Annotated in this window: 1 protein-coding gene; it reads right to left on the bottom strand. The window is 35.9% G+C overall.

Features of this window, described 5'->3' with window-relative positions:
- Positions 1–165: 165 nt before the first annotated feature.
- Positions 166–1,581 carry an NAD(P)/FAD-dependent oxidoreductase gene (locus BHE89_RS14925; protein WP_069368372.1) on the bottom strand — a complete coding sequence of 472 codons (1,416 nt, stop codon included), beginning with the start codon at positions 1,579–1,581 and terminating at the stop codon, positions 166–168.
- Between the last annotated feature and the right edge of the window lie 795 nt (positions 1,582–2,376).

Raw genomic sequence — 2,376 nt, 5'->3', positions numbered from 1 at the left:
ATCAGCCGTTAATTCTGCTGATACAGGGCTTTCTGTCATCCCCCAACCCGTTGCCGTATTAATCACTAAACCCGGATACTCTTTAACTTCTGAGATAATAAATTCAGTCATGATAAAAAATATACAAAAAAGCCCTCGAATTGAGGGCTTTCTAAACAAAATGGATTAGAACCTATACAGACTAAACGGTTTTGGATCTAGAACAGGTTTTTTGCCAAGTAATAAATCAGCCGTTAATTCTGCTGATACAGGGCTTTCTGTCATCCCCCAACCCGTTGCCGTATTAATCACTAAACCCGGATACTCTTTAACTTCTGAGATAATTGGGTTTTCATCTGGTGCAATAGCCATCGCACCGCTCCACTGATCAATTAATTTCGATTCTTTAAAGGCAGGGAATTCTGCTTTTAATTTTTCTAATGAAGCATTTAACTCAGGTAAATCAGGCAATGCTGTCATATTTCTAAATTGTTCAAACGGAGAAACTTCATCTAAGTTCCAATGTGTTGATTGCATAAATGAATTGATTAATTGTTCATTTAAAGAAATATGCACAGGGAAATCAGGTAGTGCTAATAATGGTAGATATTTATAACCATAAGTGAAGGATTCTTTCACCACTGGTGCCACAATGACACGAGGAGATGTTGCATAAGTACCATCAGCTTGTTCACGGAAGAAAATACCGCCCGGTAAAGCGACGTTGCCACCTGGTGCCGTTGGTGAACCACTGATTAGCTGTTGAGACTGATATGCAGGTAATGTTGGAACATCAACATTGAGGTTTTGCATAAATAAGCGCGACCAAACACCACCAGCAACAACAACTTGAGATGTTTTGATTGCACCTTTTTCAGTGACAACATCAGAAATCACACCAGCTTGTGTTTCTAAGCCACGAGCCGCACATTGTGTGTAAATTCTAACGCCGATTTTTTTAGCGTATTCAGCCATAACGAAGGTTGCAACTTCTGGATCGAAGCTACCCGAATCTTCTTCAAAACCGGCAATTTTCCAATCCGTTGTCGCACCGCGAAGACGTTGATTTAATTCAGCACCTTCAATAATTCTGGTTTTAAATGGAATATCGGAGCCAACATTCTTACTTCTCTCGTCAATCCATTTTCTTACATTTACTAAATCTTCTTCATCAAGAGGAACTTCTACACGGCCTTGAGTACGATAAGTAGTATCAATACCTACTTTCGCATTCATTTCACGCCAGCGATATTTACCTAAATGGTGTAATAAGAATGTTTCATCTGGCATTTTATAGCTAATTGCTTGGCCGTAGAATCTTGAAGATTGCTCACCCGCAATATTACCTTTCTCAACAATCACAACAGATAAACCTCGCTCTACAAGGTTAATGGCTGTCATAATACCAAGAATACCAGCACCAATAACAACAACGTCAGCCTGTTTTGGTAAAGCACCTTCCGTGCCTTCAACAAAACCATGTCTTGGCGTACCTGGGACAAAGCGCCCTTCGCGAGTTAGCATTGGTGTTAGAATACCCACGCCAGCGGCAGCAGCCACTACGGTCCCACCAATGATAAATTTTCTTCTAGATATCGCCATTTTACACGTTCCTTTTACTCAATGAATTATTAACATTAAAATAATAACGATATCTTATTTCATTTGTAAACTATTAGTAAAGCATTTGTAAACCCATTCATCTATTTTTTTTCTTAAAAACCCACACTATTTAACCTGCTTATACAAAGAGGGTCATTAATTATCACTCTGTTTTTTATAGATTATTTTAACACCCCAAGTAAAATAGAAGCTTAACAGGTTAGTTATTTATTTTATTTTTCAACAGAAATATAAAATTTTTCACTATTAATGCTCTATAACCTATTTGTTAAAAATGGATTTATGACACATTCAAACTGCAAATAAACAAGCTAAATCAAACAAATTGATTAACAAATAATCCACATTTTATTACGTCAGTTGATCTTTTCGTCTGCCGATTTATGTATAATTTATTGCTCACAAAGGCTCTGTAATAACAACTCAACCTGAAGACACCATTAACACAACGGTTATATCAACTCATACGCAAATAGCCCTGTTTTAATGGAAAACAGTCAATTTATCCCGCCTTTATTAATAATCTCAATGCAGATATTAATGAATTATTGCTCGATATTATCTACCTTTAAAAAGAAAACTAAAGCGCTAGAATTAAAGCCGTATTCATATTAAAAGAAGAAAAGAATCACAAATGATATTGTCTATTATTAAGAATGGATGTTAGATTGACATAAGAAAGATTAAGCATTATCACGAGATCATAATTATTTTCACAATAAAAGTGATGCATTTCTCTTTCTTATTCTTATTATTCTTATCATTTCTTATGGG

The sequence above is a fragment of the Shigella sp. FC1967 genome, assembly GCF_001743005.1.
Lineage (GTDB): Bacteria > Pseudomonadota > Gammaproteobacteria > Enterobacterales > Enterobacteriaceae > Proteus.
The sequence above is the reverse complement of the archived record's forward strand: the minus strand, read 5'-3'. Positions and strand labels throughout refer to the sequence as shown.

Excerpts from the sequence above, each read along its gene's own strand:
- BHE89_RS14925 (WP_069368372.1), bottom strand. The coding sequence starts at position 1,581 with ATGGCGATATCTAGAAGAAAATTTATCATTGGTGGGACCGTAGTGGCT.